This window comes from Caballeronia sp. LZ003 (assembly GCF_031451465.1).
Classification (GTDB): domain Bacteria; phylum Pseudomonadota; class Gammaproteobacteria; order Burkholderiales; family Burkholderiaceae; genus Caballeronia.
This window is the reverse complement of sequence record NZ_JARUXJ010000001.1, coordinates 2,383,695-2,407,656: the sequence shown is the minus strand read 5'-3', so window position 1 is coordinate 2,407,656 and position 23,962 is coordinate 2,383,695. Positions and strand designations below refer to the sequence as shown.

General features: G+C 62.9%; 18 protein-coding genes and 1 pseudogene. 10 read left to right on the top strand and 9 right to left on the bottom strand.

Features of this window, described 5'->3' with window-relative positions; translation table 11 throughout:
• Positions 1–37 precede the first annotated feature (37 nt).
• A pseudogene (locus tag QCE79_RS10840) lies at positions 38–2,092 on the top strand (NAD(+) synthase).
• Between the two features lie 63 nt (positions 2,093–2,155).
• Here QCE79_RS10840 and QCE79_RS10835 read toward each other — a convergent pair.
• Positions 2,156–3,208 (bottom strand): Gfo/Idh/MocA family oxidoreductase, encoded by a 1,053-nt coding sequence (locus QCE79_RS10835; RefSeq protein ID WP_309844072.1) that lies wholly within the window; start codon positions 3,206–3,208, stop codon positions 2,156–2,158.
• A gap of 282 nt (positions 3,209–3,490) precedes the next feature.
• On the opposite strand from QCE79_RS10835, the gene glnK reads away from it, so the two are divergent.
• The 3 genes from glnK to QCE79_RS10820 all read left to right on the top strand — a co-directional run bounded on the left by glnK (position 3,491) and on the right by QCE79_RS10820 (position 7,342).
• On the top strand, positions 3,491–3,829 hold the full coding sequence (gene glnK / locus QCE79_RS10830; RefSeq protein WP_086969848.1) for a P-II family nitrogen regulator: 339 nt from the start codon (positions 3,491–3,493) through the stop codon (positions 3,827–3,829).
• Positions 3,830–4,040: 211 nt separating this feature from the next.
• On the top strand, positions 4,041–5,798 hold the full coding sequence (locus QCE79_RS10825; RefSeq protein WP_250465342.1) for a cation:proton antiporter: 1,758 nt from the start codon (positions 4,041–4,043) through the stop codon (positions 5,796–5,798).
• 131 nt (positions 5,799–5,929) lie between these two features.
• Positions 5,930–7,342 carry a gamma-glutamyl-gamma-aminobutyrate hydrolase family protein gene (locus tag QCE79_RS10820; RefSeq protein ID WP_309844068.1) on the top strand — a complete coding sequence of 471 codons (1,413 nt, stop codon included), beginning with the start codon at positions 5,930–5,932 and terminating at the stop codon, positions 7,340–7,342.
• A gap of 207 nt (positions 7,343–7,549) precedes the next feature.
• On the opposite strand, the gene QCE79_RS10815 is transcribed toward QCE79_RS10820, so the two are convergent.
• The 3 genes from QCE79_RS10815 to QCE79_RS10805 all read right to left on the bottom strand — a co-directional run bounded on the left by QCE79_RS10815 (position 7,550) and on the right by QCE79_RS10805 (position 9,968).
• Positions 7,550–8,260, bottom strand: a complete 711-nt coding sequence (locus QCE79_RS10815; protein WP_244825951.1) for a DUF2968 domain-containing protein — start codon at positions 8,258–8,260, stop codon at positions 7,550–7,552.
• A 33-nt stretch (positions 8,261–8,293) separates the two neighbouring features.
• The gene (locus tag QCE79_RS10810) at positions 8,294–9,238 is read right to left on the bottom strand and encodes a hypothetical protein (protein ID WP_309844065.1); all 945 of its coding nucleotides are present in this window, start codon (positions 9,236–9,238) and stop codon (positions 8,294–8,296) included.
• Between the two features lie 199 nt (positions 9,239–9,437).
• The gene (locus QCE79_RS10805) at positions 9,438–9,968 is read right to left on the bottom strand and encodes a GNAT family N-acetyltransferase (protein ID WP_309844063.1); all 531 of its coding nucleotides are present in this window, start codon (positions 9,966–9,968) and stop codon (positions 9,438–9,440) included.
• A 201-nt stretch (positions 9,969–10,169) separates the two neighbouring features.
• On the opposite strand from QCE79_RS10805, the gene QCE79_RS10800 reads away from it, so the two are divergent.
• Positions 10,170–11,465, top strand: a complete 1,296-nt coding sequence (locus QCE79_RS10800) for an MFS transporter (RefSeq protein ID WP_244825947.1) — start codon at positions 10,170–10,172, stop codon at positions 11,463–11,465.
• 74 nt (positions 11,466–11,539) lie between these two features.
• Here QCE79_RS10800 and QCE79_RS10795 read toward each other — a convergent pair whose 3' ends face one another.
• Entirely contained in the window at positions 11,540–13,390 is a 1,851-nt protein-coding gene (locus tag QCE79_RS10795) for a tetratricopeptide repeat protein (RefSeq protein ID WP_309844060.1), read from the bottom strand.
• Positions 13,391–13,519: 129 nt separating this feature from the next.
• Here QCE79_RS10795 and QCE79_RS10790 point away from each other — a divergent pair, with 129 nt between their 5' ends.
• The 3 genes from QCE79_RS10790 (at position 13,520) to QCE79_RS10780 (ending at position 16,771) form a co-directional block, all read left to right on the top strand.
• Positions 13,520–13,867 (top strand): helix-turn-helix transcriptional regulator, encoded by a 348-nt coding sequence (locus QCE79_RS10790; RefSeq protein ID WP_244825944.1) that lies wholly within the window; start codon positions 13,520–13,522, stop codon positions 13,865–13,867.
• Positions 13,868–13,890: 23 nt separating this feature from the next.
• Positions 13,891–14,955 carry a cation diffusion facilitator family transporter gene (locus QCE79_RS10785; protein WP_309844058.1) on the top strand — a complete coding sequence of 355 codons (1,065 nt, stop codon included), beginning with the start codon at positions 13,891–13,893 and terminating at the stop codon, positions 14,953–14,955.
• 97 nt (positions 14,956–15,052) lie between these two features.
• Complete coding sequence (locus QCE79_RS10780) at positions 15,053–16,771, top strand: FAD-dependent monooxygenase (RefSeq protein ID WP_309844056.1); 1,719 nt, start codon at positions 15,053–15,055, stop codon at positions 16,769–16,771.
• Positions 16,772–16,834: 63 nt separating this feature from the next.
• Here QCE79_RS10780 and QCE79_RS10775 read toward each other — a convergent pair whose 3' ends face one another.
• The 4 genes from QCE79_RS10775 to QCE79_RS10760 are packed head-to-tail and all read right to left on the bottom strand — an operon-like array spanning position 16,835 to position 22,077.
• Positions 16,835–17,077 (bottom strand): formate dehydrogenase subunit delta, encoded by a 243-nt coding sequence (locus tag QCE79_RS10775; RefSeq protein ID WP_250526121.1) that lies wholly within the window; start codon positions 17,075–17,077, stop codon positions 16,835–16,837.
• A 3-nt stretch (positions 17,078–17,080) separates the two neighbouring features.
• Positions 17,081–20,008, bottom strand: a complete 2,928-nt coding sequence (fdhF, locus tag QCE79_RS10770) for a formate dehydrogenase subunit alpha (RefSeq protein WP_309844053.1) — start codon at positions 20,006–20,008, stop codon at positions 17,081–17,083.
• 18 nt (positions 20,009–20,026) lie between these two features.
• The gene (locus tag QCE79_RS10765; protein ID WP_309844050.1) at positions 20,027–21,583 is read right to left on the bottom strand and encodes an NADH-ubiquinone oxidoreductase-F iron-sulfur binding region domain-containing protein; all 1,557 of its coding nucleotides are present in this window, start codon (positions 21,581–21,583) and stop codon (positions 20,027–20,029) included.
• The gene (locus tag QCE79_RS10760) at positions 21,580–22,077 is read right to left on the bottom strand and encodes an NAD(P)H-dependent oxidoreductase subunit E (protein WP_309844048.1); all 498 of its coding nucleotides are present in this window, start codon (positions 22,075–22,077) and stop codon (positions 21,580–21,582) included. Before QCE79_RS10760 ends, QCE79_RS10765 begins: the two co-directional genes overlap by 4 nt.
• A 127-nt stretch (positions 22,078–22,204) precedes the next feature.
• Here QCE79_RS10760 and QCE79_RS10755 point away from each other — a divergent pair, with 127 nt between their 5' ends.
• Together QCE79_RS10755 and QCE79_RS10750 are read left to right on the top strand one after the other, a co-directional pair.
• Positions 22,205–23,275, top strand: coding sequence for a substrate-binding domain-containing protein (locus tag QCE79_RS10755; protein ID WP_309845287.1), 1,071 nt, complete (start codon positions 22,205–22,207; stop codon positions 23,273–23,275).
• A 148-nt stretch (positions 23,276–23,423) separates the two neighbouring features.
• Positions 23,424–23,693 carry a hypothetical protein gene (locus QCE79_RS10750; protein ID WP_244825932.1) on the top strand — a complete coding sequence of 90 codons (270 nt, stop codon included), beginning with the start codon at positions 23,424–23,426 and terminating at the stop codon, positions 23,691–23,693.
• Positions 23,694–23,962: the final 269 nt, after the last annotated feature.

Genomic DNA, 23,962 nt, shown 5'->3' with positions numbered 1-23,962 from the left:
GCGGCATGATGACGAGTATCCAAAGGATACGCAAACAATGAAAACCGAATTCCTGAACCTCTACAGCCATGGTTTCGCGCGGGTTGCCGTCGCGGTGCCGGAATGCAAGGTGGCCGATCCATCGTTCAATGCCGGAGAGACCATCGCGCTCGCCCGGCAGGCCGCGCAAAACGGCGCCGTGCTGGTCGCGTTTCCCGAGCTGGGGTTGTCCGCTTATTCGTGCGAAGACCTGTTCCATCAGGACGCGTTGCTCGTCGCGTGCGAGCGCGCGCTGGCCGCGCTGGTCGAAGAATCCCGCTCGCTCGATATCGTCATGGTGGTTGGCTTGCCGTTGCGCGTCGATCACGCGTTGTACAACTGCGCGGCCGTGGTGTCGTCCGGGCGCGTGCAGGGCGTGGTTCCCAAGAGCTTCCTGCCGAATTACGCGGAGTTTTACGAAGCGCGCCAGTTCAGTGCCGCCGACTGCGCGTTGGTCGACGAGATCCATCTGCTCGGCGCGGAGGTTCCCTTCGGTTCAGCGCTGCTGTTCGATATTCCGTCGATTCCGTATTTCCGCTTCCACGTGGAAATCTGCGAGGACGTCTGGGTGCCCATTCCGCCATCGTCGTTCGCCGCGCTCGCGGGTGCGACGGTGCTCATCAATCTGTCGGCATCGAATATCGTCGTCGGGAAATCGTCGTACCGGCATCAACTGGTCGGGCAGCAATCGGCGCGATGCATCGCGGCGTATCTCTAGTCGTCGGCGGGCAAGGGCGAATCCACCACGGATCTCGCGTGGGACGGGCAGGCGCTCATCTACGAGAACGGCGAGCAGCTCGCCGAGTCGGAGCGCTTCAGCGACGCATCGCACGTCATTTTCGGCGATGTCGATGTCGAGCGGCTGTCGCGCGAACGCATGCATCAGACGACCTTCGCTCAGTCGGCGCGCAGACATCAGGAAGAGGCGCGCAAGTTCCGTATCGTGCGATGTGAAGTGGCCGTGCCCGTAGCGTCCGTGTTGCCTCTGCAACGTGCGGTGCCGCGCTTCCCTTACGTGCCGATCGACGCGAGCAGACGCGACGAGCGCTGCATGGAGGTCTACAACATTCAGGTTCAGGCGCTGGTGCAACGGCTCGCTTCGAGCAATATTTCGAAGGTCGTGATCGGCGTCTCCGGCGGCCTCGATTCGACTCATGCCTTGCTCGTCTGCGCCAAGGCCATGGACCGGCTCGGCCTGCCGCGCACCAACATTCTCGGCGTGACCATGCCCGGTTTTGCGACTAGCGAGCGCACGCTCACCCAGGCGCGCCGGCTAATGGACGTGGTTGGTTGTTCGGCATCCGAAGTGGATATCCGGCCGAGCTGCATCCAGATGCTGAAGGACCTCGGTCATCCGTATTCGACGGGCGAAGAACAGTACGACATCACCTTCGAGAACGTACAGGCGGGCGAGCGCACGAACCATCTGTTCAGGCTCGCGAACTACAGCAATAGCATTGTGATCGGCACGGGCGACCTGAGCGAACTGGCGCTCGGCTGGTGCACCTACGGCGTCGGCGATCACATGTCGCACTACAGCGTGAACGCCAGCGTGCCGAAGACGCTCATCACGCATCTCGTGCGATGGGTGGCCGAGACGGCGCAGATCGGCAACGACGGCGCCGATGTGCTCAACGATATTCTCGGCACCGAGATCAGCCCCGAACTCATTCCGGGCAAGGTGAAGGGCGCGCTCGAACAGAAAACCGAGAGCGTGATCGGGCCGTACGAGCTTCAGGACTTCAACCTTTACTACATTCTTCGCTTCGGTTTCCGGCCGTCGAAGGTGGCATTTCTTTCATCGACGGCGTGGGGCGACAAGGACGCGGGCGCGTGGCCTGCCGATGTCGACCTCGTTCATCACGAATACGACCTCACGCAGATCAAGAAGAACCTGCGCATCTTCCTGTATCGCTTCTTCAAGCTGAGTCAGTTCAAGCGGTCGTGTATTCCGAATGCGCCGAAGGTGGGAACGGGCGGTTCGCTCTCGCCGCGTGGAGACTGGCGCGCGCCGAGCGATTCGGAAGCTACGGTCTGGCTCGATGATCTGGAGAATATTCCGGACGCGTCGTGACGTTCGTTGCATGCAGAAAGGGCGTCGTATGCGCGATGAATGCACACGACGCCTTCGAAACCTTCAATCCCGTGGCAACTCGATCACCGCGCCCGACTTCGCCGCGGCCACGATAGCTTCCGTCACGCGCAGGTTCCTGAGCCCGTCGCGGGCCGATACCAGCGGCGCCGCCTCGCCGCGCGCAACCGCGCCGAAGTGCTCCATCTGATGCTTGATGGGGTCGTCCCGCACCATGCCGACGACACCCGCTTCGAACGGCTTCCACCACGAACGGTCTTCATCGCGCGGATAGGTTTTCAGACGCATGGTCGGAATGGCGAGGCTGCCGTTGGTTCCCGCGACGAGATAGCAATCCTCGTCGGCGTAACTCGCGTAAGCCTTGTTCTCTTCGGAGGTCTGCTCCCAACTGCGCGCGCTTGCCGCCGAATCCGAAAGCAGGAACGTGCCGAGCGCGCCGCTTTCGAAGCGCAGATTGATCGCGACCGTATCCTCGACGGCAAAGCCGCGCGCCGCATGCGATAGAAACGCCTGCACCGCGACGATCTCGCCGCAAAGCATGCGCAGGTTGTGAACCTCGTGGATCATGTTGAGCAGGATCGGGCCGCCGCCAGGCTCGCGACGCCAGGGCGCATCCGTGAAGTAATGATCGGGCTTCAGAAACATCGCGCTGCCGGTCACGGCGACAAGGCGCCCCAGCACGCCGGATTCGATTACCTCACGGGTCTTCGCCATGATCGGACTATGCGCGCGATGATGGCCGATGAGAATCGGCACGCCCGCTTCATCCGCTGAGCGCACGAGCGCTTCGGCTTCGGCGACGGTCGGCGCAATCGGCTTTTCGAGCAGCATCGGTACGCGCGCGCCGAGGCATTGCAATGCTTGCGGCACATGTAGCTGATTCGGCGTTGCGAGCACCACGCCGTCCGGTTTGTCCTGTGCGAAGAGCTCGTCGAGCGTCGCGTAGATCGGCACGTCCGCCCGTTCCGCGATGGCGCGCGCAGCCGGCGACGGATCGACAATGGCCGACAGCATGCACGTCGCGCTGTTCTCCAGGACGCCGATATGCGCCTGTCCGATATATCCGGCTCCGGCCACGGCGATTCGAGTTCGGGTCATGCTGTGCCTCCTCCTTGGTTTTCGTTCGACGTTGCTCGCGTTCCGAAGCGCCGTCGGGTCGATCCACATCATAAAATCAACCGGCGCGCCTGCAATGCGGACTTGCGATATCGCCGAGGCATCGGCCACGACGCAGCCTTTCGCGTTGAATGCACCAAAAACGCCTGAAAAACAGCCGCATAAGCGCTGAATCGATAACCGGCAGCCTGCTAGAATCAAAAGCATCTGTCCTTCGCGGACACGACCCATTCCGAAGATTCTTGAACTCAAGCGAGGCACGCCATGAAACGTATCACCGCCATCATCAAACCGTTCAAGCTCGATGAAGTCCGTGAGGCGCTCGCCGAAGTAGGCCTGACCGGGCTGACGGTTACTGAAGTCAAAGGCTTCGGCCGTCAGAAAGGACATACCGAGCTCTATCGTGGTGCAGAGTATGTCGTCGATTTTCTGCCGAAGGTGAAGATCGAAGTAGTCGTCGCCAACGATCAAACCGATCAGGTCATCGACGCGATCATCGGTGCGGCGCGCACCGGCAAGATCGGCGACGGAAAAATCTTCGTGGCCGAAGTCGAGCGCGTCATTCGCATTCGTACCGGCGAGGAAAACGAAGCGGCGGTCTGAGCGCTTCGAGGTTTTCCCTGTTCCATCGAGCCCGCTTTTCTCACGCGGGCTCGTCTTCTTCCGCATCGCATGCACCAGCACGATGCGCGTCGCTCGTCCGCTTGACTCCTGCTTGATCTCCAATCCGTTTGACTCAGTGCCGAACTCGGCGCGATTTCGCTGCCGTGCGGTAACATCGAATTCCGTTTACCAATTTGTAAGGATTTTTTGGATGCATCACGCGATCGGCTTTATTCAGGATCTCGCGGTAATCATGGCCATCGCGGGCGTCGTGACGGTGTTGTTTCATCGCATGCGTCAGCCGGTCGTGCTCGGTTATATCGTTGCGGGCGTCATCATCGGGCCATACACGCCGCCGTTTCAGCTGATTCACGACGAAGCCACCATCCAGACGCTCGGCGAACTAGGCGTGGTCTTCCTGATGTTCTCGCTCGGCCTCGAATTCAGTCTGCGCAAACTCTTCAAGGTGGGTGCGACGGCGTTCGTCGCGGCGCTGTCCGAGATCGTGCTGATGATCTGGATCGGATACGAGATAGGCCGCTGGTTCGGCTGGAATTCGATGGATTCGCTCTTTCTCGGCGCGGTGCTGGCGATTTCGTCGACGACGATCATCGTGAAAGCGCTGTCCGAACTCAAGATGAAAGGCGAGCCGTTCGCGCAACTCGTGTTCGGCATCTTGATTGTCGAGGACATTCTCGCCATCGCAATGCTCGTGCTGCTTTCCGGCATCGCGCAGACAGGTTCCGTCACAGCGGGCGTCGCGGCCATCACGCTCGGCAAGTTGCTGCTTTTCATGACCGTGTCGCTCGTGGTCGGCATTCTCATCGTGCCGCGCGCGCTGGATTACGTGGCGCGCGCGAAAAGCGACGAGATGCTGCTCGTCACCGTGCTCGGCTTCTGCTTCGGCTTTTGTCTGCTGGTCGTGAAGCTCGATTACAGCATCGCGCTCGGCGCCTTTCTGATCGGCGCGATCATGGCGGAGTCGAAGAATCTCGCGCGCATCGAGCATCTCATCGCGCCGGTACGCGACATGTTTTCGGCCATCTTCTTCGTGACCATCGGCTTGCTGCTGAATCCGTCCGTGCTCGTCGATTACGCGTGGCCGATCGCGGTCATCACCGTGGCGGTCGTGTTCGGCAAGATCGTATCGTGCGGGCTCGGCACTTTTCTCGCCGGTAAGGACGGGCGCACGGCGATGCGCGTCGGCATGAGCGTCGCGCAGATCGGCGAGTTCTCGTTCATCATCGCGTCGCTCGGGTTGTCGCTCAAGGTGACGAGCGCGTTTCTCTATCCGATCGCGGTCGCCGTCTCCGCGCTCACCACGCTCTTCACGCCGTATCTGATTCGCGCCGCCGATCCCATCACCATGCGTCTTGCCCGCGCGATGCCCGCGCCGCTCGCCAACACCTTCGGCCTCTACTCGCAGTGGCTCGCGAGTCTCACGCCCGCGACCGGCGGCCCGACGCTCTTTTCGATGACCCGGCGCATCGTTCTGCAGATCGCGGTGAACCTGGCGCTCGTGGCTGCGATTTTTCTGGGCGCGTCGTATTCGGCGCCGTTCGCTTCCGGTTACCTCGCGCGCTGGCTCGAATCGGACAATGCGCAGCGCGTCGTGTTGTGGAGCGCGGCCTTGTTGATCGCACTGCCGTTTCTGGTGGCGGTGTATCGCAAGCTGGATTCGCTTGCGCTTCTGCTCGCCGAAGTCAGCGTGCAACCCGCGAAGGCCGGACGCTTCACGAGCGCGATCCGTTCGGCCATCTCGGGGCTGATTCCCATCGTCGCCATGTTCGGCGTCTTTCTGCTCGTGGCCGCGCTTTCGGGCGGCATCTTGCCGCCTTTCGGATTGATGGTGGCCGTGCTCGTCTGCGCGGCGTTGCTCTTGACGGTACTCTGGCGCTGGTGCGTGAAGATTCACGCGACCATGCAGATCGCGTTGCGCGAAACCTTCGAGGAGCCGCGCGATCACTGAAGGAATCATCCATTCATTACGATTGCCGCGATAATGTGAGCAAATGTGTGCTGGTTTGCCCCGTCTGTTCGAGAGGCGGATAATCGAAACGTGTTGATTCTTTCCCTGGCGTTCGCGCGCCGGACAACGGAATGAGCGAAAACAAAACCTCGAACGACTCAGGCTCCATCGCAAACGGCGCGGCGCCCGACGCCCGCCGAAGTGGGGCGGATGCATCGGCGGCGGGCGTGGCGCGAGATGGCGCACCGCAAGCACCTCAGGCACCTCAAACGTCAACCACGCCGGGTTCGGACCCGAGCGCGACCGAGCGGGCATCGACGGATGCGCCTTCAAGCGCATCGACCGTTGAGCCCGTCGATAAGGCAGCGGCGCGACGGGCCGAGGCACTCGAAGCAAACGCCAAGGTCGCGCCGGAACCAGTCGTGCGCGCGAAGCCTCTCGATGCAAAAGCGAACTTGGCCGAGAGTCTCGAAGCCGCGACCGAGGCGCAAGCGGGCAGCGATATCGAAAGCATCATCGCGGGCACGGAAGCCGAACCCGAACCTCAACCGGTGAAGGCCAGCGTTCTGCCGCCCGAGTTCACCGCCGCGCCGGATTTCGGCACGCTCAATCCGCCGCCCTTGCCGCCGCCCGCTCAGCAGACAGCGGGCGCGACGCAAGCGCCGCCTGCGTATCTCAAGCAATCGGATTCGGCGTGGTCCGTGTTCGGGCGCGTGATCGCCGCGCGTGCGCGACAAATTTTCGACCGGGCAGGGCAGCGCATCACGCAACGCACGTTGAGGATCGGCGTGTCGGCGCGCATCTTTCATCCGGAGCCGGGCGCGAAGGGTTTGCGTGGCAAGACGCTGCAATATCTGGAGGAATCCATCGCGCATTGGGTCATGTCGCGCGATGTGCTCGTGTTCATGATTCCGACGGTCGGCACGCAAGGCATGCTGCACCCGAGCAATATCCGCCTGCGCGACTATGCGAAGAATCTCGACGGGCTGCTGCTTCAGGGTGGCGCGGACGTGTCGCCGCAATCTTACGAGGAGGTCGTGACGCGCCCCGAGTGGCCGGGCGATCGCGTGCGCGACATGTATGAGCTGGAACTGCTGCACGAATTCATCGAGTCAGGCAAGCCGGTGCTCGGCGTGTGTCGCGGCTGTCAGCTCATCAACGTGGCATTCGGCGGCACGCTCTACGGCGATATCGCCACCGAAGTGCCGACTGCGGGCATCCACGTGAACGAGCACTACGATCAGCATCGGCACTCGCTGCGCTTTCCCGATGGCTCGACGCTCGCCAACATGTTTCCGAATCAGCGCGATGCAATCGTCAACTCGATTCACCATCAAGCGGTGAAGTCCCTTGGGCGGGATCTCAACGTCGAGGCGGTCTCGGCGCAGGATGGGATTATCGAAGCGGTGCGGTATCGCAAGGCGCCGTTCGTGGTGGGCGTGCAGTGGCACCCGGAGTTTCATCGCGCGGGCGGATCGGAATTGCTCGATTGCACGCCGCTGCTCGATACGTTTTTGCGTGTGGCGCGGGAGACGCGGTTCTAGGGCGTTGGTTTGGACGTGCGTTGGCATCGAGGCCCGCTTCGTAATGAGCGGGCCTTTTTGTTTTGCATGATTGGGGTTGAAGCGCGGATTTGGGTGATAGTCGTCGACGACCGACTTTGGTTCTAAGTGACGCCGAGAATGCACGTCGGGATGATGTACCGCGACCGTGAAATCCGCTCACGCGCGCAAACTCACCGAATCAGAAAGTCACCGCGCCGAACCCACCGGAGCCAGCCCGGCTTCGCTCGCACGCTGCAACTGATCGACCTGCATCTGCAATGCGCGCAGCTTGCGTTCCGATTCGAGCTTGTCGCTCTGCAGCGCAGCCGATTCCGCCTGCAATTGCTGCTGACGTTCCGACACCTGCGTGTCCTGCTGCTGCGCGAGCGCGAGATCGGCGGATAACCGGTTCGCGCGATTCGCCGACACGGCGATCACGCGGTCGAGCAGCGCTTTTTGCGCCTGCAACTGCAGACGGCGAATCTCGCCATCGGCAAGATCATGTGTCTTGCGCGCGAACTGCGCGTAGACCGATTCGGCGCGATTCTCCTCCTGCGTCTTCACGACGCGCCACGAATGCGAGTCCTGCGACAACGCCACGTAATAGAGCATCTCTTGCGGCAGAAAATAGAGCCTCGCGCCGTAGCTGCCATTGCGCGTGACGCGCAGTTCGGTCAGTCGGCCCGCCTGCACCATGTCCTGCAGTTCGGCGAGGTTGCTCGCGGAGGGCGACGCGCCATCGCTCTGAAGATCGGAGAGGTCTTCAGGCGATAGCGCCGGTGCGCTGTTTGTTCGATCGGCTTTTGGAGCCGGAGCCGGGCTCGTGGCAGCCGATGCATCGGCGAAAAAAGCAAGCAATCCGGAGAGGAACAAAGCGAGGACAAGTACTGCGTGACGAATGAAACGTAAGTGCATCATGTTGGCTTCATGCCGATAAAGTTAAGCGATTCATCACCGGGCCTGATTGGCCGATGCATTGTCGGGACGTGAAGCGACATTGCTGTCGAGCGTGGGCGAATGCTGGAGCATGGAGTAGAGGGCGGCGACGTTCAGCGGCTCAGTGGCGCGCGGCGCCGCAGTGAGTTGCGTGGGCTTCGTGCTCGCGCCGCGATGTGTCGATGCCGCGTATCGAACAACCGGTTTCGTGGCTGCCCGCTTCGCGCGATGTGCGCCCGCGTTCACGTATCGAGGAGTTCGTGTGTGGGACGCTTCGGCATGTACGGAAACTGGCGCTGGTTCTGTCTCACGCGCATGCGCGGGCCGACTTGCCATGAGAACGCGCGCCGCGACAGGCTGCGTTGGGTCGACCGGGCGCGGGTCCGCCGGTTGACTTACCGTGGGCCCGCGCGTCGCATCCGCCGGTCTGTCGCGCGACACCGCTTGTCCAATCTGCATCTGTTCTGCGTCATCAACCGCGGGCTTCGACCCGCTTCGTTCCAGCCACTGTTCATGCGCGAACAGCACCCAGACGAACAACGCCGAAACCGCGATGGCAATAGCGGATTTTTCAAAGCTGCCGATGCGGTAAGGCCGCTTGCGTAACGGCGACGGAGTGCGCAGATCGATACGCATGGGCTTTCTTTCCGCAGCCGCATCGACCGGTGCGGCAGGCTCTTTCATACGCGACGTAGAAGGACGCGTGGCGCCCTTGGCGAGCTTTCCCCAGATACTCGTCGCTTGATACGGAGAACGCGCATGCAACGAGTCCGACGAGTCGGACATGCGCGAGTACTTGGTATTGAACCGTGCGCCGTAGAGCGGAATCTCGGAGCGCGACGTACTCGGCCGAGCGCGCGCGGGCGACCACTCGCGGCCGAATTTCAGCGATGGATCAGCGAGCGGGCGTACCGTTGGCAGGCGTAAATTGCCTTCCACGACGATCAGAGGCTCGTTCATGAGTGTTCCAGGTGGATGCGCCGATGCGCGCACGATTGGGACGTGCGGGCATCGGCCCGAGGTCAGCTAGATTGACTCGCGATCATACGAAACAGCACTGAACTAAACGACCAGACTTATCCTAATGATTCGATCTTAAAAGGAATGCTTATTGACAGAAGGCCGCTTCTATGTCGGAAGCATTGCTTGCGAGCCGCATTTAATCCAGAGAGAGCGTGTAGCGCAACGAGAACAGGTCGAGGCCCGCCATGTTGTCGGCTTGACGCGAAGTGAGCCTCCATCCGCGCGACTCGTAAAAGCCGATAGCCGCCGCGTTGTCTTCCAGCACGTAAAGATGCAATTCGCGCGCGCCACGTGTGCGCGCCCAGCGTGCGGCTTCGGCGAGCATCGCGGTCCCGGCGCCAAGCCCTTTGTGCCCCGGCAGCGCATGCAGATTGTCGACGAGCACGCTGCCCGTGTCGTCCGGTTCGACGAGACATACGAAACCCACCGACTCACCCGCATGTTCGGCGATCAGCACACAACCCGCGCCGGCCTCGATTTCCCGCATACGGGTTTGCCAGTGCGCGGCGCGCTCGGCGTGAATGTCCCGATCGAGATAGACATCCGGCACGATGCCGCGATAGGTGGCCACCCAACTGCGCGTGTGCATCGACACGATCAGAGCAGTGTCGGCCGGCGTTGCGGTCCTGAAAACGACAGCTGAATTTGTAGGCTTGGAGATAGGCATATGTAAGCTATTGTTAATCTTCTTTTGAGTGATGTTGACCGAAGTTGCGTGCAGAGAAACGTCCGCAGGCGTTAAGATTGAGGCACTCGTGAATTTACAAAAGAATTACGGGTAAACCCTAATCAAGCGAAAACCCTTCGCCACCGGCCAGAAGCGGTTCGCGAACCGCGATGCGTCGTTCAGCCTGATTCGAGAAAGTCCATGTCCACGACTCACGTTGCACCCGCCAATGAATCGAAGTTCAAGACGGTTTTCCGCGTCGTCAGCGGCAACTTCCTTGAAATGTACGACTTCATGGTTTACGGCTATTACGCCTCCGCCATCGCCAAAACCTACTTCCCGAGCGGCAACGAGTTCGCCTCGCTGATGCTCGCGCTGTCCGTATTCGGCGCAGGCTTCCTCATGCGTCCGGTCGGGGCGATCGTACTCGGCGCGTACATCGACCATCACGGGCGGCGCAAGGGCCTCATCCTCACGCTGATGCTGATGGCTATCGGCACCGCTTGCGTCGCGCTCGTGCCGGGCTACGCCACCATCGGCGCGATCGCACCGATCATCGTGCTTCTCGGGCGGCTTCTGCAGGGCTTCTCGGCGGGCGTCGAGCTCGGCGGCGTGTCGGTGTATTTGTCCGAGATCGCGACCAAGGGCAACAAGGGCTTCTATTGTTCATGGCAGTCGGGCAGCCAGCAAGTGGCCGTCGTGTTCGCCGCGCTCATCGGCGTGGTCATGAACCAGTTGCTGCCCGCCGACCAAATGACGGCGTGGGGCTGGCGCGTGCCGTTTTTGATCGGCTGCCTGATCGTGCCGTTCCTCTTCATCATCCGCCGTTCGCTGCGTGAGACGGACGAGTTCCTGGCGCGCAAGCATCGTCCAGGCATGGCCGAGATCGCGCGCTCGATCGCAACAAGCTGGCCGATCGTGCTCGCGGGCATGGGCATGGTCATCATGACGACCGTGTCGTTTTACATGATCACCGCCTACACGCCGACCTTCGGCAAGGAAGTGCTGAAGCTGTCTTCCATCGATGCACTCGTCGTCACCGTATGCGTCGGGCTCTCCAACCTCGTCTGGCTGCCTGTCATGGGCGCGTTGTCGGACCGCATCGGGCGTCGTCCGGTGTTGCTGTTCTTCACCATTCTGACCATTCTCACGTCGTATCCGGCCGTGCAATGGCTCGTCGCCGATCCATCGTTCGGGCGGCTCCTGATCGTCGAACTGTGGTTGTCGTTCCTCTACGGTAGCTACAACGGCGCGATGGTCGTGGCGCTCACGGAAGTCATGCCGGTCGACGTGCGCACCACCGGCTTCTCGATGGCCTACAGTCTCGCGACGACCATCGGCGGCTTTACGCCTGCCATCTCGACCTATCTGATTCACTCGACCGGCAACAAGGCCGCGCCGGGCTTGTGGATGGGTCTCGCGGCCATCTGCGGTCTGATCGCCACACTCGTGCTGTATCGCTCGCCGGAAGCGCGCAATCAGTACAAGACAGCCTGACGTCCGTAGCTGGCTGAAATAAAAATCCCTCGTCGCGGCGAGGGATTTTTTTGCATCGACGAAACCTGCGGGCATCACTCGCGCAGTGCCGCCACGACCTTTTCGACCACGCCGTGCCAGTCGCCGGGCACGTGCTGCCGCACGAGCCGCGCGCGCGGATACCACACGCATGTCGCGCCGCTGATACCCCAGCGCCAGTCGGCCGCGAACGGCAGCATGACGATGACCGGTTTGCCCAGTGCGCCGGCCAGATGCGCGATCGAGGTATCGATCGACACCACGGCGTCGAGTCGGTCGACGATGGCGGCGGTATCGGCGAAATTTTTCAGCTTGCCTTCGAAGCGATGCGCCGACTTTGCGTTCGGATGCTTTTGCAATGTGTCGCGCTCGTGTTCGGTGAGAAACGGCTGCAGCACGACCCAGTCGATGCCTTCGAGCGCCAACAGCGGCGCGAGCGCTTCGACCGGCATGGAGCGCGTTTCGCCCGGCTGCAGCCGTCCCGACCACGCGATGCCGATCTTGCGCTTCGCCTGCCCGCCGATCGACCCGCGCCACTTCCGGCGATAGTCGGCCGGAATCACGAGATAGGGCGTGCGTGCCGGGATCGCCTCGGGCGTCGTCATGCCGAGCGCGAGCGGCAGGCTGAGGAGCGGACAGAATGCATCGGCGACGATGCGCACGCCTTCCGTCCTGCCGACGAGCTCGATGCGCGCCGCGTGTGCCGCCGGCGCGATCAGCGGCACCAGCGACGCTTGTACTTCGAGCACGAGCTTGCCGACGCGCTTAGCCGCAAACGCCACGAGGCGCACGAATTGCAGGGTGTCGCCGAAGCCTTGTTCGGAGCGCACGAGCAGGGTCTGCTGCGGCAGCGGCTCGCCGTTCCAGCGCGGCAGCGGCGGGGCGTCGTCGGCGCCCGGCGTCTTGAGCCGCCATTCGTAAGCGGGCAGGCCGCGCTCGTAATCGCCGAGCGCGAGTAGCGCGAGACCACGGTTCAGATGCGCGGCGGGCATGTGCGGGTCGAGCCGCAACGCCTGATCGAATGCGCGGATCGCCGCGGCGGGCGATGCGAGCGCGAGCTGCGAATTACCGAGACACAGCCACGCCACGCCGTACTTCGGGTCCAGCCCGACCGCGCGCTCATAGCTCACGACCGCTTCGTGGTGGCGATTGAGCTTGGCAAGCACGTGGCCAAGTCCGAAGTGCGCCGGGGCAAAGCGCGGCTGCAAGCTGAGCGTCTTGTGCAGCGCGGGAAGCGCTTCTTCGGGGTGCCCGGTCTTGTCGAGCAGATTGCCCAGGTTGAAATGCGCGGCGACATAATTCGGCTCCGCGTCGATGGCCGCGCGAAAATGCGCGACCGCGCCGACCGAGTCGCCGAGTGCGTTGAGCGCCATGCCGAGATTGTTGTGCGCGCCCGCGTGGCGCGGCCGTAAATCGAGCGCGCGGCGAAACGCGCGCGCGGCATCCGCATGACGATCAAGCGACGCCAGCGCGTTGCCGAAGTTGTTCCACGCGGCGGCGTCTCGTGGCTGCAGACGCAGCGCTTTCTCGAAGGCATCGGCGGCGTCTTCATGGCGGCCGACCGCCGTGTACGCGTTGCCGAGGTTGTACTGCGCGAGTGGAAAGCCCGGTTCGAGCGTGAGCGCGTTACGAAAACGCTCGATAGCGTCGTCGATACGGCCGAGCGCCTTGAGCGCGTTGCCCAGGTTGAGTTGCAGACCGGCATCGGTCGGACGCAGGTCTACCGCGCGGCGCACGAGAGAAGCCGCTTCCTCGTGCTGGCCTTGTTGATGGCGCAGCACGCCGAGGTAGTGGAGCGCGTCGACGTGAAGGGGTTCGGCGGCGAGCGCGGCCTGATAGTCGCGCTCCGCCTCGGTCAGGCGGCCGTCACGATGGGCCGCGAAGCCGCGGGCAAATACGGTGTCCATGACGGGAAGTTTGTGCAAAACACACGTATTTTCCCACACTGGCCCGAGCGATTTCCGCCTGTACGGTTGACATGTCGCGTCGATGGTCCTTAACATGTGAACACCTATTCATATGTTGACGATCAAGTCGTGGCTTCGACTCCACTGAATCCTGCTGGCGGCATCACTTCGGATGACCGCGTCGTACCGCTTGCCGACCTGTTTCGCTTGCTTGGCGACCCGACGCGCTTGCGCATCGTGCTCGCGTGTGTCGCTGAAAGGCGCGCGGTGGGCGCGATCGCGGAGGGGCTCGGGTTGTCGGGTTCGCTCGTGAGCCATCACTTGCGGCTCCTGCGCGCGGCGCGGATCGTGCGGGCCGAGCGGCAGGGCAAGCAGGTTTTTTACGTGGCGGCGGATCGCCATATCAGCGGGATGCTCGGCGAATTGCTGGAACACATTGCCGAGCCGCAGCCGCAGGACGCGACGGATATCGACTGATCGAACGAATCACGGGCACCACGATGAACAAGCAAACGCAGCACGACCACGAAGACCACGTTCACGCGGGACATGACCACGCCGGTCACGAGCATGCCGGCGACGACCACGCCGGTCACGACCACAAAGGTCACGACCACAAAGGTCACGACCACAAAGGTCACGACCACGGCGCGGGCGGACATCATCACCATCACGCGCCGCAGGCCGGACAAGGGCGCACGTTCGCGCTGGCAGTCGGCCTGAACGTGCTGATCGTGATCGTGCAGGCCGTCTACGGCTTTCTCGCGCATTCCACCGCGCTGCTCGCCGACGCCGGTCACAATCTCTCCGACGTGCTCGGTCTCTTGCTTGCGTGGGGCGCGGTATGGCTCGGCACGCGCCGGCCGAGCGCGCGCTATACCTTCGGCCTCGGAAGTTCGTCGATACTTGCCTCGCTTGCCAATGCCGCGCTTCTGCTTTTCGCGTGCGGCGCGATCGTGCTCGAAGCCGTCCAGCGTCTGTTGAATCCGGCGCCCGTCGCGGGACTCGACGTATTCATCGTCGCGACGCTCGGCATGGTCGTCAACGGCTTCTCGGCGTGGCTCTTCATGCGCGGCAGCAAGGAGGACCTCAACGTGCGCGGCGCCTTCCTGCACATGGCCGCCGATGCCGCGATCTCCGCCGCCGTCGCCGTGAGCGGCCTCGTCATCCTCTTCACGGGCATGAGCTGGCTCGATCCGGTGATGAGCATCGTCGTGGTCGCGGTGATCGTCTATGGCACGTGGGGCCTCGGGCGCGACGCGATGCGCCTTGCCATGGCAGCCGTGCCGCCGAGCGTGGATCTGGCGCGTATCGAAGGCTATCTGACGCGCTTGCCCGGCGTGCGTAACGTGCACGACCTGCACGTGTGGGCGCTGTCCACCACGGAGAACGCGCTCACCGTGCATCTCGTGATGCCGCAAGGCCATCCCGGCGATGCCTTCGTGCAGGGCGTCGTGACCACCTTGCGAAGCGACTACTCGATGCATCATTCGACCTTGCAAGTGGAACTCGGCATGAGCTGCCACGAGTGCGTACTGCAGCAGGAACGCGCGCACGCGCATTGAAGGCACGGCCGCGCGTGTGCGCCGAGGTCGGCGCCCAGGTCCACCGAGGCGCGGCCACGGCGTACACTCGACAACGTGACGTTTCAGGGAGGACCGCATGTTTGCGCCAAAGCTGAATCCGAACGACAAGCTGGATGTCGCGCCCGTTCTGATCGTCGGTGCCGGTCCCACGGGACTCGCCGCCGCCATGAGCCTTTCGCGCGCGCATATTCCCGTGCGGCTCATCGACCGCGCGCACGAGCGCTCGCCGTATTCACGCGCCATCGGCATTCAGGCGCGCACGCTCGAACTGCTGGAACAGCATCGCGTCGTCGAGCCGTTTCTCGAACTCGGGCACCGCTCGCGGGTGGCGAACCTCTATTCGAACGGTCAGCGCCTCGCGCGGCTCGACTTCGATCCGCTGCAGACGCGCTATCCCTATCTGCTGTTTCTCGATCAATCCGAAACCGAACGCCTGCTTGCCGGGCATCTCGAAAGCCAGGGCGTGACGATCGAGCGCGGCGTCGAACTCGTCGATTTCAATCAGGGCGCGGCGGGCGTGCAAGCCACCTTGCGACACGCCAATGGCCGCGATGAGATCCTGCGCCCGTCCTACATGATCGCTGCCGATGGCGCGCATAGCTTCGTGAGGCATCGGCTGGAAATCGGTTTCGACGGCAAGACGTTCGACCAGACCTTCCTGCTCGCCGACCTGCAGGCCGATTCCGACTGGCCCGACGACGAACTCCATATCTTTGCGTCGGGCGAAGGCCTCGCCGCGCTCTTTCCGATGAGCGATGGCCGCGCGCGTCTCATCGCCGACTTGCCCGCGCCCGTCGACGACAAGGAGAAGGCAGGGCCCACCATCGAGGAATGCCGCGCGATCGTCGAGCGGCGCGTGCATCATCGCGTCACGCTGTCGGATCTCACGTGGTCGGCGTACTTTCATGTCAATAGCCGCATGGTGGATCGTCTGCGCGTGGAGCGCATTTTCCTTGCGGGCGACGCCGCTCACGTTCATAGCCCCGCAGGCGCGCAAGGCATGAACACGGGCATTCAGGAAGCGTTCAATCTCGGCTGGAAACTCGCGCGCATGCTCGCGGGCGGTGCACCCGAACGCCTGCTCGACAGCTATCACGCGGAACGGCATCCGATCGAGCGCGACGTGCTGCGTCAGTCGAACATGCTGTTGCAGATGGCGGGCGCGGAACACGGCCCGATGAAGCTCATGCGCGATCACGTCATGCCGATGCTCGCCGCCATCGGCCCGTTGCGCGATGCGATGCGGCGCACGGTGAGCGAGCTTTCGATCAACTATCGCAAAAGCCCGCTCACGCTGGAACGTCTACTCGATGGCGGTCCGCGCGCCGGCGAACGCGCGCCCGATGCACGCGTGCATGTCGTCGATGGCCCGCTCGGCCGCTTGCCCGGCGTCGGCTGTCTCTACGACCTGCACGATCCGGGCTGCTTCTCGCTGTTCCTGCTGCTGAACCCGTCGGGCGAGGACGACATCGCGCTGGCGCCGGCGACCATCACCGTGGCGCACGCGATGCGCGATCCCGATCTCGACGGCCTCGTGCGCTCCATCGAAGCGCTCATGCCGAATGCCGTGCGCGTATGGCGTATCACCGATACGCAAGGCGAAGGTGCGACTTCGCTCACCGACAATTACGGGCGCACGCGTCCCGCGTTCTATCTCGTGCGGCCGGATGGTTATATCGCGGCGCGCGGGCGGGCGCCTTCGGACGTCCACTCGTTGCTGCGCCACTGCGAGACGTGGTTCAGCGCACAGGGCGCGGATAACAACGAGCCACCCGCGCACGAGTATCGCGAGTAAAACGAAAAACGCCCTGCCGCTCGTGAAAGAGGGCAGGGCGTCGGTACGACGCCATCGCTTAGGTTAAGCCGGCACTTTCGGCTGAAGATCGTCCTTATGCGCGGTCAATGCCTCGCGCAGAATTGGCAGCATCGACGCGCTCGCCTCCGGATTGTCGAGTGCGGCAAGAATCGCGAGCCGCATGCGCGGTTCCCAGAAGCGGCGTATGTGATCCGCCACGCCATCGACGGCCTCGGGGCGATCCGGCATCGAATCGAAAAACTCGCCGATGCGGTTCGCCATGTCGATCAGGTTATCCACGTCCATGCGTCATTTCCCCGTAGTCGCCGCGACATCGCGCATGTTGAGCAGTTCGAGCTGCTGCGTGTTGAAGCGCGAATATTCCTTTTGCCATTGCGACGGTTGTTCCACCGGCATGACCTGCACCGCCGTGACCTTGTATTCAGGACAGTTGGTGGCCCAGTCCGACGAGTCCGTGGTGATCACGTTCGCGCCGGATTCCGGGAAGTGGAAGGTCGTGTAGACGACGCCCGGCTGCATGCGCTCGGTGATCTTCGCGCGCAGCACGGTTTGTCCCGCACGCGATTCGATACCAACCCAGTCGCCCGTCTTGATGCCGCGATCTTCCGCATCGACCGGATGAATCTCCAGACGGTCCTCGTCGTGCCACTGCGAGTTCTCGGTGCGACGCGTCTGCGCGCCGACGTTGTACTGCGACAGAATGCGCCCGGTCGTCAGCAGCAACGGATATCTGCGCGTGACCTTTTCCGGCGTCGCCACGAACTTGGTTATGACGAAGCGTCCCTTGCCGCGCACGAATTCGTCGATATGCATGGTCGGCGTGCCTTCCGGCGCACGCTCGTTGCACGGCCACTGAATGCTGCCGAGCTCGTCGAGTTTCTCGTAGGACACGCCGTGAAACGTGGGCGTGAGTCGCGCGATCTCGTCCATGATCTCGGACGGATGCGTGTAGTTCATCTCGTAGCCAAGTGCGCGCGCGAGTTTGATGGTCACTTCCCAGTCGCCCAGACCAGGCAGCGGCGGCATGACCTTGCGCACGCGCGAGATGCGGCGTTCGGCGTTGGTGAAGGTGCCGTCCTTTTCGAGGAAGGTCGAGCCTGGCAGCAGAACGTGCGCGTACTTCGCGGTTTCGTTCAGGAAGATGTCCTGCACGACGATGCATTCCATCGCCGAGAGCGCGTCGGCGACGTGCTGCGTGTTCGGGTCCGACTGGACGATATCCTCGCCCTGACAATAGAGGCCCATGAAGGTGCCGTGCGCGGCGGCATCGAACATGTTCGGAATGCGCAGACCCGGTTCCGGCTGCAGCTTCACGTCCCAGGCTTCCTCGAAGAGGGCGCGCGTCGCGGCATCGCTGATATGCCGATAGCCCGGCAACTCGTGCGGGAACGAGCCCATGTCGCACGAACCCTGCACGTTGTTCTGTCCGCGCAACGGATTCACGCCGACGCCTTCGCGGCCCACGTTGCCCGTGACCATCGCCAGGTTGGCGATGCCCATGACCGTGGTCGAGCCTTGCGCGTGTTCGGTCACGCCGAGACCGTAGTAGATCGCGCCGTTGCCGCAGTTCGCGTAGGCGCGCGCGGCTTCGCGCACGAGCTTCGCGGGCACGCCCGTGACGGCTTCCATCGCTTCGGGCGAGTTCTCTTCGAGCGAGACGAAATCGCGCCATTGCTGGAACGCGCGCGTTTCGCAGCGTGCGGCGACGAAGGGTTCATCGACCAGTCCTTCGGTCACGATGGTATGCGCGAGCGAGTTGACCATCGCGACGTTGGTGCCCGGCCGCAATTGCAGATGATGCGACGCCTTCACGTGCGGCGTATCGACGATATCGATGCGGCGCGGGTCGATCACGATGAGTTGCGCGCCTTCACGCACGCGCCGCTTCAGCCGCGAGCCGAAGACCGGATGGCCGTCCGTGGGATTCGCGCCGATCACGATGATGACATCGGATTTCTCGACCGACGCGAACGTCTGCGTACCCGCCGATTCGCCGAGCGTGGACTTGAGGCCGTAGCCGGTCGGCGAATGGCAGACGCGCGCGCAGGTATCGACGTTGTTGTTGCCGAACGCCGCGCGCACGAGCTTCTGCACGAGATAGGTTTCCTCGTTGGTACAGCGCGACGAGGTGATGCCGCCGATGGAATCGCGCCCGTACTTGTCCTGAATGCGGCGGAATTCGCTTGCCGCGTAGTTGATCGCTTCGTCCCACGACACTTCGCGCCACGGGTCGGTGATCTTCGCGCGGATCATCGGCTTCTTGATGCGATCCTTGTGCGTGGCGTAACCCCACGCGAAGCGGCCCTTCACGCACGCGTGGCCTTCGTTGGCCTGGCCGTTCTTGTTCGGCGTCATGCGCACGACGGTGTTGCCTTTCATCTCGGCCTTGAGCGAGCAGCCGACGCCGCAATACGCACACGTCGTGATGGCCGAATGCTCCGCCTGACCGAGCATGATGACGGTCTTTTCCTGCAGGGTCGCGGTCGGGCACGCGGCGACGCACGCGCCGCACGACACGCACTCCGACTCCATGAACGGCACGTTTTCGCTTGCCGCCACGCGCGATTCGAAACCACGCCCGGCGATGGTCAGCGCGAACGTCCCTTGCGTTTCCTCGCACGCGCGCACGCAGCGATTGCAGACGATGCACTTCGACGGATCGTAAGTGAAGTACGGATTCGATTCGTCCTTCTTGTCCTTCAGATGGTTCGCGCCTTCGTAGCCATAACGCACTTCGCGCAAGCCGACCACGCCCGCCATGTCCTGCAGTTCGCAATCGCCGTTGGCGGGACAGGTGAGGCAATCGAGCGGGTGATCGGAAATGTAGAGTTCCATCACGTTGCGGCGCAGCGACTGCAGCCGGTCGGTCTGCGTGCGGACCTTCATGCCCGCTTCCACGGGCGTCGTGCACGAAGCCGGATAGCCTCGCTTGCCCTCGATCTCGACGAGACACAGGCGGCACGAACCCCACGGTTCGAGCGAATCCGTGGCGCAGAGCTTGGGCACGTTGATGCCCGCTTCGATGGACGCGCGCATCACCGACGTTCCCGCCGGCACCGTGACCGCCTGGCCATCGATTTCCAGCGTCACGTCGATATCCGCGTGACGCAGCGGCGTGCCGTAATCGGTTTCGTCGAACGGGTCGCGGCGCTGAACCGAGGCCGCGCTCTTGCATGCGCAATTGCCCGAGCCGCAGCCGTTGATGGTGTTGGACATGTTCTTGTCTCCCTTGCTTTAGGCCGCTTTTCGGGCGGGCGTGCGGGGCAGCCCGAAATCTTCGGGAAAGTGATCGAGCGCGGACAGCACCGGGAACGGCGTCATGCCGCCCATTGCGCAGAGCGAGCCGGCGACCATGGTGTCGCACAGTTCGCGCAGCAGCGTGATCTGTTTCACCGACGTATCGCCGTCGCGAATCTTGCCGATGACCTCTTCGCCGCGCGTCGAGCCGATGCGGCACGGCGTGCACTTGCCGCACGATTCGAGCGCGCAGAAGTGCATCGCGTATTGCGCCAGTTCGGCGAGGTTCGAGGTGTCGTCGTGGATCACGAGACCGCCGTGGCCGACCACTGCGCCGACCTTTGCGTACTCCTCGTAGTCGAGCGGAATATCCCACTGGCTTTCCGGCAGATACGTGCCGAGCGGACCGCCCACCTGCACCGCGCGCGCCGGACGGCCGCTCGCCGTGCCGCCGCCGTATTCATGAATCAGTTCGCGCAGGCTTACACCGAACGCGAGTTCGACGAGTCCGCCTTGCTTGACGTTGCCCGCGAGCTGGAAGGGTAGCGTGCCGCGCGAGCGTCCCATGCCGAAGTCGCGATAGAACGCAGCGCCTTTCGCAAAGATGATCGGCACGGTGGCGAGCGTGATGACATTGTTGATGACAGTCGGCCTGCCGTATAAACCGACGAGCGCGGGCACCGGCGGCTTCGCGCGCACGATGCCGCGCTTGCCTTCGAGCGATTCGAGCAACGCCGTTTCCTCGCCGCAGACATACGCGCCCGCGCCTTTCGCCACGTACAGGTCGAACGCATGCGAGGCGCCGAGCACGCTCGCGCCTAGCCAGCCGGCATCGCGCGCGCGCTCGATCGCCCGATTCAGGGTGGCGATGGCATGCGGATACTCGCTGCGCACGTAGATGTAGCCCTTGGTCGCGCCCGTCGCCACGCCCGCGATGATCATGCCTTCGATCAGCATGAACGGATCGCTCTCCATGACGAGGCGGTCGGAGAAGGTGCCGGAGTCGCCTTCATCCGCATTGCAGACGATGTACTTCTGGTCCGCATACGCGCCGCGCACGGTCTTCCATTTGATGCCGGCGGGGAATGCCGCGCCGCCGCGTCCGCGCAAGCCGGAATCGACGAGCGCTTCGCACACCGAGTCGCCGTTCATGTCGAGCACTTGGCGCAGGCCCGCGAGTCCGCCAAGCGCGGTGTAATCGTCGACGGAAAGCGGGTCCGTGATACCGATGCGCGCGAACGTCAGCCGCTGCTGCTTCTTGAGGTACGGAATGTCGTCGACCAGGCCGACGCTCTTCGCGTGGACGCCGCCTTCGTGGAAAGAGGCATCGAAGAGGGCGGCGATATCGTCTTCATCGACATTCGAATAACCGATGCGCCCTTGCGGCGTTTCCACTTCGACGAGCGGTTCGAGATAGAAGAGGCCGCGCGAACCGTTGCGCACGATCTGCACGTCGATGCCGCGCTTGTCCGCTTCGCTTTCGATGGCCTTCGCAACACCTTCCGCGCCCAATGCCAGCGCGGCGGAATCGCAGGGAACGTAGATGCGCGTCATGCCGTCACCTCTGTCTTCTGGCTTTGTTCGCTCGCTGCCTTGTATAGGCGGTCGAACTTCTGCGGCGTGACGCGCGCGTGAATCTCGCCGTTGATCATCATCGACGGCGACAGCGCGCATTGGCCGAGGCAATACACCGATTCGAGCTCGGTGCCTTCGGCATGACCGCTGTCGAAACGGCATCCGGTATGCCCTTCGATGTGTTCCTTCAGCGCTTCGGTGCCCATGCTGCGGCACGCTTCCGCGCGGCACAACTGCACGGTCACGCGCGCGGGCGGCGCGCTTCGAAAGTGATGGTAGTACGTGATCGTGCCGTGAACCTCCGCACGCGACAGCGACAGGACGCGCGCCAGCGGCGCGACGATTTCCTCCGGCACGAAGCCGGTTTCGTCCTGGATGGCATGCAGGATGGTCATCAAGGTGGCGTCGTGTACCGCATGGCGGCGCACGAGGTCTTCAGCGGCAGCGGCGGACAACGGCTGCGTGTGTGTCATGGGGCTCCTCCAACGCTCGGTATATGTTTTATTAGTGCATATTTCGATCATATAATCGTAAGCACCGAGCAGGTAAAAGAACAATAGGCGTCGTGATATATCTTGGCAATAGGAAGGGGCAATGCATATGGTCGATGTCGAATGCCGCGCCGAACTCATCCTTCGCGACGCCGATGGCCGGGAGACCAGCCTGAGCGCGGTTGTGCCGCTTTTGAAGCTCGTCTCTCAGACTGGCAGCATCGCGAATGCCGCGAGCGCTAAGGGTTTGTCCTATCGGCATGCATGGGGTTTGTTGCGCGAAATCGAGGCGCGGCTGGGTGGCGCGCTGATCCGAAAATCGCGCGGACGCGGGTCGGTATTGTCGGAACTTGGCGAGTCCGTGTTGCGTGCGCAGCGCGTTTGCGGCGACCGGCTCGAAACGCCGTTGCAGTCCGTCGCAAGCGATGTCGCCAATGAACTCAATCGCAAACTCGCCAGTGGTCTTGCACAAGTGCGCATTCATGCTTCGCACGGCTACGCGGTCGCGACGCTCGTGCACGCGCTCGGCGAACAGCGCGTGCCGGTGGACATCAAATACCGCGAAAGTTACGAAGCCGTGAGTGCGCTGGCTCGCGGCGAGTGCGAACTGGCGGGATTTCATCTGCCGATCGGCCCGTTTCGCGCGACGTGTGCGGAGAGCTATCGTCCTTATCTCGATGCGGGCAAGCATCAACTCATTCGGCTCACGCGGCGCACGCAGGGCCTCTTCGTGCCGAAGGGCAACCCAAAGCGCGTGACGGGACTGCGCGATCTCGCGCGCAGCGACGTGCGCTTCGTGAATCGTCAGCCGGGCTCGGGCACGCGCATGCTGCTCGATTTGTCCTTGCGCGGCGTCGGTGTCGATCCCGATCAGATCAACGGTTACGCGACCACCGAACTCACGCATTCGGCCATCGCCGCGTTCGTCGCAAGCGGCATGGCCGACTTGGGCTTTGGCGTGCAGCCCGCCGCGCAGCACTTCGCGCTCGACTTCATTCCGATCATCGACGAGGACTACTTCTTCGCATGCGAACGCTCGCGGCTCAACGAGGCGCGGCTTGCCACCGTATTGCGCGTGCTACGCAGCGACGCGTTCAACGACAGCGTGGCGCATCTGGAAGGTTACGACCCGGCGCGTTGCGGCTCGCTCGTCGATATCGAAGAAGGTTTGCGCGGCTGAGACACTCGCCGACGCGCGCGGGAGAAACGAACGGTAAGAAGAAGCCGGCTCGGAAGAAACTGCTGGCGGCGGTGAATTGGGTTAACCTAACGCTTTGCTGTCGACTCAACCCTGTTCCAGACGCGGCTGTCCCGCGCGAAATTCCGCCATGAAACTTACGTTGCTCGCTTCCACCACCGCTGCGCTCGTCGCCGGTGCGTTCTATCTGATTCCCGTTGCGTTTGCCCAGAATTCGCCTGGCGTGCCGGGCGGCGTGCTGCAAGACCAGTTCCGCCTCAACGAGCATCCGCAAATGCAGTTTGCGGCTTCCGCGCCAACCGATAAGTATCAAAAGGGCAGCTCGCCCATGCGCCGTCGCGGCGACCTCGGCGACCCGGACGGCTGCAATCTGAAGTGCCCGAAGGACGGCACCAACTGATCGCCATTTCACTTTTGCGACCGCATTGCCGAATGCCGGACAGCGTGTGCGGTTGCAGCAAAATCTTCCCCTTACCTTCGTGCCATAACCGCTTTGCACTGACGCGACGCGGCAGGACGTGTGCGCGCAGTCACACATGCACTTTCAACGTCTTACGCATCGACTGAAAAACGCTATGTGATGGCGGGCGTTTGGTATGACCTCCGGAGTACCTTATGACGGCGTGCTCCCGTGTGCTGTTTTGCGTGGGCATGGCTCATTAGTCATAA

What these genes read in the sequence shown, in the direction of transcription:
- QCE79_RS10835 (WP_309844072.1), bottom strand. Translation starts at nt 3,208, where the DNA reads ATGACCCGAACTCGAATCGCCGTGGCCGGAGCCGGATATATCGGACAG.
- glnK (WP_086969848.1), top strand. Translation starts at nt 3,491, where the DNA reads ATGAAACGTATCACCGCCATCATCAAACCGTTCAAGCTCGATGAAGTC.
- QCE79_RS10825 (WP_250465342.1), top strand. Translation starts at nt 4,041, where the DNA reads ATGCATCACGCGATCGGCTTTATTCAGGATCTCGCGGTAATCATGGCC.
- QCE79_RS10820 (WP_309844068.1), top strand. Translation starts at nt 5,930, where the DNA reads ATGAGCGAAAACAAAACCTCGAACGACTCAGGCTCCATCGCAAACGGC.
- QCE79_RS10815 (WP_244825951.1), bottom strand. Translation starts at nt 8,260, where the DNA reads ATGATGCACTTACGTTTCATTCGTCACGCAGTACTTGTCCTCGCTTTG.
- QCE79_RS10810 (WP_309844065.1), bottom strand. Translation starts at nt 9,238, where the DNA reads ATGAACGAGCCTCTGATCGTCGTGGAAGGCAATTTACGCCTGCCAACG.
- QCE79_RS10805 (WP_309844063.1), bottom strand. Translation starts at nt 9,968, where the DNA reads ATGCCTATCTCCAAGCCTACAAATTCAGCTGTCGTTTTCAGGACCGCA.
- QCE79_RS10800 (WP_244825947.1), top strand. Translation starts at nt 10,170, where the DNA reads ATGTCCACGACTCACGTTGCACCCGCCAATGAATCGAAGTTCAAGACG.
- QCE79_RS10795 (WP_309844060.1), bottom strand. Translation starts at nt 13,390, where the DNA reads ATGGACACCGTATTTGCCCGCGGCTTCGCGGCCCATCGTGACGGCCGC.
- QCE79_RS10785 (WP_309844058.1), top strand. Translation starts at nt 13,891, where the DNA reads ATGAACAAGCAAACGCAGCACGACCACGAAGACCACGTTCACGCGGGA.
- QCE79_RS10780 (WP_309844056.1), top strand. Translation starts at nt 15,053, where the DNA reads ATGTTTGCGCCAAAGCTGAATCCGAACGACAAGCTGGATGTCGCGCCC.
- QCE79_RS10775 (WP_250526121.1), bottom strand. Translation starts at nt 17,077, where the DNA reads ATGGACGTGGATAACCTGATCGACATGGCGAACCGCATCGGCGAGTTT.
- fdhF (WP_309844053.1), bottom strand. Translation starts at nt 20,008, where the DNA reads ATGTCCAACACCATCAACGGCTGCGGCTCGGGCAATTGCGCATGCAAG.
- QCE79_RS10765 (WP_309844050.1), bottom strand. Translation starts at nt 21,583, where the DNA reads ATGACGCGCATCTACGTTCCCTGCGATTCCGCCGCGCTGGCATTGGGC.
- QCE79_RS10760 (WP_309844048.1), bottom strand. Translation starts at nt 22,077, where the DNA reads ATGACACACACGCAGCCGTTGTCCGCCGCTGCCGCTGAAGACCTCGTG.
- QCE79_RS10755 (WP_309845287.1), top strand. Translation starts at nt 22,205, where the DNA reads ATGGTCGATGTCGAATGCCGCGCCGAACTCATCCTTCGCGACGCCGAT.
- QCE79_RS10750 (WP_244825932.1), top strand. Translation starts at nt 23,424, where the DNA reads ATGAAACTTACGTTGCTCGCTTCCACCACCGCTGCGCTCGTCGCCGGT.